The organism is Microvirga lenta (genome assembly GCF_020532555.1).
GTDB classification, from domain to species: Bacteria; Pseudomonadota; Alphaproteobacteria; order Rhizobiales; family Beijerinckiaceae; genus Microvirga; species Microvirga lenta.
The window spans coordinates 1-8,329 of the sequence record NZ_JAJBBR010000021.1; the positions used below are offsets into that span (position 1 = coordinate 1).

Genomic DNA, 8,329 nt, shown 5'->3' on the forward strand with positions numbered 1-8,329 from the left:
AAGCCGCCTTTCTGGTGAGGCTCCCGGTCACGAGCACGACCGGTGAGACCCCACTCGGGCAATGGTCGAAGCAGATCTTCGGATCGTCTCCGCTGGCCTTCGGCATCGGTAAAATCAACGTCTTCAACACTCAAGATTTGACTAATCATCGACGTGAGCTCGTCCTCTATCACGGTGCGGCCTTCAAGGCGCTCGATAAGCAGGCAGCTCCCACGCCGGCACCAAACCTGAACTGGTCTAGGCTCAGCGATTCCCAGCGATACTGGATCGTGGCGCAGAAGCGCCGCATGGTACGCATGAATGTGGGATGCGACCGGGAGTTCTTCGTTCAGATCGCTGGTCAGTTGCCGATAGGTTCCAATCTCGATCCGGCCTCAGACTTGGAAAGTATCGTTTACCAGGTTTCTTACGTTGGATTGCCCAGTGCGGATCAACTGAACGCCTACGAGGTCAATGCCACCCAGAAAGCTCCGCTCTGCCGGGCAAGAATCAATGCGAGGACTGGAGCTGTCGACGAATTCGTCTTCCTTCAGGACGGGCTAGATCATGCCCTTATTGAGAAAGGCTATAAGCCCATATTGATCAGCAAGGGAGCGGAAGCGGCTCTCTCCTATCCTTGCAGAAGGGATGCGAGCTTCATCAATACCATAATCGATGCGAATGCCACTCTTCAACCGGGCACAGCAAACATCGAAGCCGTTCGGACCGGGAGGCACCTGCTGAAAGATAGGTACGGTCGCTTTCAGATTGATTGCCTCTTCGAGACGCTGAAGCTCACTGAGCGCTGGCCTTCGATCATCGATCACGCTCTGATAAGCCCCACAAAAAGTAACTGTACTGCAGGCATCACCTTGCTGGCGGCCCTGCGCAAAATCGCTGTGCGGAAAACAACTACAAGGAGAATTCAGGAAAGCCACGACCGTGCCGTGGAAGCCCTCAATCGGGGCGACCTGTCCTCCTGTCTCAGGGCCTCACTTGAAGGCAGGGGGCATTATTGGAAGTACATTCTGAAGCCTACACAAGGCAATTCATTGCCCGCCCAGAACGTATCCTCGTCTAAGGATGGAGCCGCTCCCGCGCAGATTAAGCCTGTGCCAAATGCAGCTGCGCTTTGAGGGAAGGAAGTGGGACACCGGCTGATGCAGACCCGGCACTCTGTGCAACAGTTCCTGCGGCCTAACTCTAGGCCTCCGGTACGCAGTATTCGTTGGATCGTAGCTCAAAAATGGACCAAAGTCGGTTGGCGTAGACATTCTGCTCGATGCTCGCCGTAAGTCTCCAATTCTGTTAGAGCGGTGCTTTCGTCTATACAGAAAGCACTGGACAGGAACCAAAAAGAAGAATCCAATTTGTGCTGCCGCTGACCTACGGCTTAGCAAGATGCGCTAGAATACACGATGTTTTCATGCCTCGCTTTCAAGCACGACACATCTGGGCAAGGCGACAATCAATTATCAACCGGCTTCGTACAATATCCTATGCCCGTCCTACCCGCGGAGACATGTCCGTAACGATTCCCGGTATACCAACAATGATATCGGTCGCGCGGGTGTTCGTTCACTCGAGTACATGTTGCGTAAGTCGTACTCTCGTCATCGAAGGCTCCCTTCTTCCCGAATCCGAAAAGCCCTTCTGCGGGTGAGGCATCCCAGTACCAGTTGTACAGGTCGAAGCTATGCAGGGAGCGAAAACGGTAGGTACGGCTATGTGAGCTGACCATCATCCGATAGCGCGGTCTGCCTGTTTTAGGATCCTTTCCATCTTCGAAGACCGTTGGGCGGGTCACGCAATATTCGAACTGGTCATCACCCGCATGGTGGAATCGCGGATCAATGAGACGCCCTGTGCCTCGTGCAGCAGGGCTGATCACACGACGCGAGACCGAGGTCCGGCGCCTCCAGCGGACCCCATCCACCGACTCGGCATAGGCTATTCCGTAGTTGGGGATTTTACCATCCGGGTGACCGACTTGTCGGGCGGTCACTCCGAGATCGTCATAAGAATGGTAGTTCCACATCCGAGCCGTGTAGAACATATGATGTTTTCCATCCGCGGTCCTGACCGTTGCCGCGCTGCCCGCGCCGCTCTGATCGTAGAGTTTGCTCTGCGATTCGACGGGATGGCGTCGATAACCTGGCTTTCCGCTCGGATCGGCGAAAACCTCGAATGGAAAAAGGGGATTCACCCCCTCTTCTCCGGGCAACGCAAACGTGACTCCGCCGTCCCTACTGATGGCGACGCCAACATTGTTGCCTGCCGTCGCTATGTACATGAACCAGGGTTCAAAGACACCGTCGGGAGCACGTACAGGCTCGCCCTTTGCGTCGAGTGCAGGAGTAATCGCGGCAAAGTAGGGCCCGAGCTTATAGTAATCGGTGCCATAGCGTTTCGGCGCGGGGACCACAGGACCGTGGAACTCCAGTGCGACGTTTGCCGGCCTGGGCTTCCCGGGCTCCGGGCCCCTCATCTCCGTCCGAAGAATCCGTGTTTTCCCGATTGTGCCTGACTTAGGCTTCTCCTCGGCCATGTAGTAGAGGTAGTATCGTGTCGTTTCGCCTAATCCCAGCCTAACGACACTTGGCGCCGCAGCTCTCGTCCCATCCGTGCTCTCCGGGCCGGCGGGCGCGGCGAGGCTCATCGTCTGCTGGTCCCACCAACCGGGATAGACGCTGGCTCCGGTGAGCACTGCCATGCCGACCGACCCGTCGCAATCGCGTTCGCCCCTACAGCTGTCTTGCTCTCAGAAATAGCTAGGGCAATCTGGGCTCCGATGGCGACAGCCGTAGCTGGAGCCGAAGACAGGTCGAGCTTCTCCCAAAGCGCCACCGCATCCTGCACGATGCTGTCCGCCGGAAGGCATTTCCGTCTCTGGTTTTCCTCCGCAATGTGCAGCAGAGTGGTCGCCGACCATGCCGGCGCCGTTATCGACCGCCAGTACTGGTATGCCTCGTGGCAATTACCGGCTTTGAGATATGTTTCTGCGACGAGACTCCCCAGCCATGCTCTACGCGCAAGTGAGCGAACTTCATTCTCCCACTCTACGGCTCCGCTGGCGTCTCCCCTTGCATGGAAGACCGAGGCAACTTGTGCGGCTGCCCAGTCCCGCACATCCGAATGAGTAATCCGATCCAAAAGACGCCTAGTCTCGTCTCTCTTCTCGAGCGTAGCCGCCGCGACCGCTGCCCTTGCTTGAACCCAGTCCTGCCTTGCAAACACGGCGTCCCGATTGAGGATGGAAAGGGCCTTTTCATACAAACTCTCAGCCAGCGTACTTTCCGATCGCCGCGCCGCGGCTGCGGCAACGATCAGCCGCCCTTCCGCAAGGGCAACAGGGTCCTTGATCATTGCGACTGCGTCAGCCGCCATTTCGAGGTACCCGAACTCGACAACCGAATTGAGGCTTCCCACAAGCAGTTGGTCGCGGTACCTGCTAGGTGCACTTTTAGCGATTTCAGCCATGATCTGTGCGAATAGTGACCGAGCCTCTTCCCGCAGACCTTTTTCAGCGTAGGCGGAGGCTATCTGGCCCAGCGCACGCGAACGCCAGTTGAACGACTGGATCTTCGCGGCTTCTTCTCGAGCACAGTCGAAAAGCCCCATGTCAGCGCACGCGGCAACAAGCTTTTCTCTAAGCTCGGCCTCAGGGAAGACGCTGCCGAACGCGCCGATGAGATCGCGTGCCGCTTGCGGCCCTCTGATCTTCGCGGTGACTTCGACCATCCGCAGTCCAGCTGTCTTGTCGAGATCGCCTCGCGCCACGCCCGCTAGGCGGCTCAAAATGGACTGAGACATCGTGCCGGCACCGTCTGCAACTGCTCCGGTGACAAGCAGCATTAATAGAGCAGAAAGCGCGCCGCATTTTATCATGCCAACCCCGAAAGGACTGATGTACTTGAGCATTTACCACTAGCTGATATCAAAAAACTTGCCCTTTCCAGGCGGGATTACTACAAAAACCGGCAATTTCCAAATTATATTTGCGATTGCACAGCCCCAACACTTCACCAGTCGACGAGCGGTTACCAGATCCGCTGCGGTCGCCTCACCGTCGACATCAGGAGACCTCCCCTTTCCAGAGAAGCCGAAATCTGGACTTGGAACCGCTTAAACATTATGGCAGATGCTTGCCGCTCTTCGATCGCTCACAGCCAATACTGGAAGCCAATCATGAATGACGTCCAAGCGGGACGCACCTATCTTCCGTCAAACCGTGATAGTTTCCTGCTGACCTTGAGCCTTTTTGTTCTTCCGAACTGTTTTCTGTTCGCTGGTTATTTCCAGCTATTTCCTCCCGCCGGCTGGGTCGACCCCGGGATGTATCTTGGCTATTTCTTGGATTTACCGGGAAAGATCCGGGAATTCGGCCCCAACTATCATGCCATGCGTCTGCCCTTCACGGGCGTGGGGTATATTCTTCACCTAATCTTCTCGGGTGACGTCGCCAATTACGCACGCATTATACTCTTCAACACGCTGGCGCTCGTGTCGATCTACGCACTTGTGTTCCCAAGACACGGCTTCTGGGCCGCTATCCTCACAGCGTGGTGGCTGGCGCTGAACCCCCTCTGGATCGCGGCGATTGCACGGACCTATGCCGACGGTCCCGCTATCGCCTACATGCTATGCGCCCTCGCCTGCTGGGTGAACCGCGATTTCGTCCCGAGACGCGGCGTGGCCGCATGGCTGTCAGGCTTCCTAGGAGCCGTTGCGGTCTTCTGCCATCAGGTCTCTCTGCTCATTCTGGGGGGCGCCGCCGTTGCGGCAACCCTGGCCTATGGCGCGACATGGCGGCAATTCCTTCAGGACTCCGCATGGGCGACTGCAGGTGGCCTCACGGCGGCGGTTCTGCTCGGCGGCATGAGCCTCATGCTCGGAGGCAACTTATTATTCTTCCTTTCCGACACGAACGCTATCACCCGATCCTTTGCCGGGTTCGGAGCGAACTACCAGTTGCCGCTGCTGGACTGGCTACGCGGCGCATACCGCCTCCTTGCTGCCTTCATGGTTGGCATTCTCGGGCTAGGCGTCCTGTACGCGAAAGGGGCACATCATTCGCGGACTCTGATTTTCGGCCTTGCCCAACTCACGGCAACGGGACTTCTGTTCTTCGTCTGGGACTTTGGAGTCGGCGGCGCGATGACCCAGTCGATCTTCTACAGCAGTTATTTCCTACTCGGAGAGACCCTCCTCGTCGCGGGACTATTCGGGCTGACACTGCCCAACACAAAGGGCGCCAACAGCTGGGCTATTCTGCTATCGTTTGCGGGCCTCTTCGCGTTGGCTTCGACGATCATCCTCGCAGCCCCTAGACTGTGGCAGCTCCTCGAGGCGCTGCCGGGTGCGCGCATCCCCTGGGCCATTGTCGCACTCATCTTTGGTCTCTCGCTTGTGTTTCTTTATTGGAAGCAGCGGAGCGGTTTCGTCGCTGTGCTCGTCGGAGCGACGGTCCTGTGCGGCGCGCTCGACCAGACGGCACGTTCACTCTTCTTGCGAAAGGGTGCGCTTAACAATAAGGCGACCTACCGGACGACCCTGCTGGTCCACAGTACCCTCCGCACTTCCGTGCCCGGAGACCGCAAGCTGCTGTTCTGGTACGATCGTGACGAGTTGAGTGCGCTTGAAATGCAGAGAGCGACCCCAGCACTTTATACTCTCAGGTTCGGAGACATCCACTACGAGCTCAACCTGTGGGACAGTGTCAGCGCTCTATGGCAATGGGACCGCGGGTCCCTCGGATGGGATATGCCCAATATTCCCGACTGGGGCAGGAGCAATCTGCACTTTGCCGGAAAGCCAGTATCTATTGTGATGTTCTGCATCCAAAAATCTAGGTGTAGTCTCGCCCAGAACCGCCTGCGGGAGATGGGTTACGTGACCCAGGAGAGGCTTCGGACGACCATTGTCGGAGGCGGATACTTTCCATTTAGGATGGTCGTCTTCGACGTAAAGCAGCCGCCGTCGCTGGATACATCAGGAAACTCATGAGAATTACTTCGACGGCTCGGCGGCCGTCGAACGCGGACGGTATGTTTCTATCCACGCAACTCTCGCCGAGATCCGAGTGATTTCTATTGACTACCCGCTCGTGGAACGAACTCCAACCTCCCGAGCAGCATCAGTTGCCGCCAGATCGAGGCTCATTATCCAGAGCCAACAGCGTGATAGGGGTGAGGCCCGGATAACCAACTAATGTTCGGGCCCGGACGCGGGTTGCGATCCCTGCCTGTTCTAGTGCTTCACGGCCTCGGTCGCAGTTTTCGGGGTAGATGCAGGCCAAAATAATTGTGGTCGGGAATCGCACTCGTTGGAGGGATTCAAGGTTGTATTGATGCAGTGTCGGCATCTCAAAATTGATCGTGCTGCGATCCCAAAGCCAAAAACCTGCCAAGCTATCGTAAAAATTGAGGCGCAGGTTTTGGCCACGTAAATAGAAGTCGAAGACGAAGCTTTCATCGAGTACAGGCTTGCCAGTGGTGTATTCGGAGCGGTTCAGCCATAGCATGACCTGTCGTCCGTTCAGGCTCATGCCTTCGATAGCCTGCCTAATGCGGACGAGGTGTCCGTAGAGTTCCATAGACTGAAGCTGCCCCGGAACGTTGAAGATCCTGCGCGTATCGGCATTCGCAATTCCCGCGATCAGCGTTATGCAGAACAGGCCCCAGACCGCGGCTCTGGCGAGTCCCCGGAGACATAGAAACGCCGTCAATGCCAGAAGACTGGTGAGGATCCCCCATATAGCAAATGTGGAGGACACCAGGGCACCGATATGCCGCTGCAACGAGAGTGCCACGACGATCAATGCGGCCACCGCGCCAAGCAACGGCAGCGACGCTCGTACTGTCCTACTCTCGGCTTCCAGAAGGAGACCAGCGCACCCGATCACCGCCAGACTCTGACCGATCAACAAGTAACTGGCGTAAAAGTGGCTCTGAAGGGTTAATCCCCCGACAATGACGTCCCACCCAGCGAGAAATAGAATGGTCACGGCCAGGAGAGCAAGCCCAAGATGCACCGCCCATTTCGCTTTGCCACCTCCCTTATAAGCACTGACTAATGCGAGTCCGATAACTGTGGCGGCGAAGGGCATTCCCAAACGATAGGCTTCAATTGCCCACTCGTTGAAGGGCCGAATGAAGGGCCGAGCCAATCCGGCAAAAGCATTATGCAGGGGTGAAACATCCACTATGAAAAGGAACGGTCCGCCGAGAGCCATCATGAAGAGGCCCAGGAGCATCGCCACTAATGTGAAAGCAATACCGGCCCATAGGACAAAACGGAGGAGAAGAGCGCTACCTCCGACTGCGATGCTTCCTATCAAGAGGACGAGACCTGAGATCCCGGCCGGCAATGGATGCACAAAGAAACACAGTGCGACGAGGCAACCGACGGCTGCCAACGCAATCGGTCGGGGCGCCGCCCTTCCGAGATCGGACGCGATGCCGAAGACGCTGATGGCCGCCAACGAGAAGGCGATGGCAGTACCGTCGACGTACCCGCTCGAGATTGCCGCGACCCAGAGCGGATTGGTCCCCAGCCACCAAGTCGCAACAACGGCTGGAACGATCCCTGCGGCTCTTCGGGCAAGCGCGTAGACCGATGTTAGCGCGACGAGATCGATGACCAGAATCAGGATGTAGTTGGCGTATTCGAACCTGAACACATGATGGATGGCCGCGCCGAGAAGGATTAAGGGCAAGCGAGCACTAAAGTATGTGGATCCGAACTGCGCGATCATCCCGCGTGGATCCAGGAGATGGCTCAGGTAGATGGCGGGATCCACCCACCCTACCGGCGGGAACAGCTGATATGGACCGGCGAACAGGACAGCAACCGGAAGCAGGATTGCAAGGGCAAGCCCAACGCGCTCCTCGCGAGCGGCACCCGAGCGATAGCTTACAAAAGGCGTGTTATGCGCCTGACCCTTGCCCAGCGCTACAATCGCGGAAGGTTGAAGCTGCATCGATGTTTCCCGTCGACGAATAGCGAAAATTAGAAATATGGTTCGACCTACATGTATACGCATCCATTCGCAATGGTATGTGGCCTTAAGATTGAGACGACGCCAGAATATGGATACGCTGTCGCCATATCCACTGTATAAACGCCCCCATTTCGGACGAAAGCCGCCTAGAGGGTGTCTGGAAATTCGGGTGGTTCCCATCTGAAGGGGCATGACAGCCCTTAGCTACGACACCGACCTGAGCGATGCGGAGTGGGCGATCCTGGCGCCCCTCCTGGCCCCTACGACCCGCCGCGGGCGGCCCCGCAAGCATGACCTGCGGCTGGTACTGAATGCCGTCCTCTATGTCCTGCGCGGTGGCGAGCCCTG

At 57.2% G+C, this 8,329-nt stretch carries 6 protein-coding genes; 3 read left to right on the plus strand and 3 right to left on the minus strand.

Going from position 1 to position 8,329, the window contains the following annotated elements:
• Positions 1–1,115: hypothetical protein (locus LGR44_RS21455; RefSeq protein ID WP_226742761.1), on the plus strand; the 1,115-nt coding region annotated here is incomplete at its 5' end.
• Positions 1,116–1,447: 332 nt separating this feature from the next.
• Here the strand turns inward: LGR44_RS21455 and LGR44_RS21460 are convergent.
• Both LGR44_RS21460 and LGR44_RS21465 read right to left on the minus strand, forming a co-directional pair.
• Entirely contained in the window at positions 1,448–2,692 is a 1,245-nt protein-coding gene (locus tag LGR44_RS21460; protein ID WP_226742762.1) for a hypothetical protein, read from the minus strand.
• Positions 2,635–3,900 (minus strand): hypothetical protein, encoded by a 1,266-nt coding sequence (locus LGR44_RS21465; RefSeq protein WP_226742763.1) that lies wholly within the window; start codon positions 3,898–3,900, stop codon positions 2,635–2,637. The genes LGR44_RS21460 and LGR44_RS21465 overlap by 58 nt, the downstream gene beginning before the upstream one ends.
• A 267-nt stretch (positions 3,901–4,167) precedes the next feature.
• On the opposite strand from LGR44_RS21465, the gene LGR44_RS21470 reads away from it, so the two are divergent.
• Positions 4,168–5,985, plus strand: coding sequence for a hypothetical protein (locus LGR44_RS21470; RefSeq protein ID WP_226742764.1), 1,818 nt, complete (start codon positions 4,168–4,170; stop codon positions 5,983–5,985).
• Between the two features lie 130 nt (positions 5,986–6,115).
• Here the strand turns inward: LGR44_RS21470 and LGR44_RS21475 are convergent, their stop codons facing one another.
• A complete protein-coding gene (locus LGR44_RS21475) occupies positions 6,116–7,960 on the minus strand; it encodes a hypothetical protein (protein WP_226742765.1) in 1,845 nt (614 codons plus the stop codon).
• A gap of 211 nt (positions 7,961–8,171) precedes the next feature.
• Here LGR44_RS21475 and LGR44_RS22090 point away from each other — a divergent pair.
• A partial coding sequence (locus LGR44_RS22090; RefSeq protein ID WP_226742766.1) for a transposase occupies positions 8,172–8,329 on the plus strand: 158 nt, incomplete at its 3' end.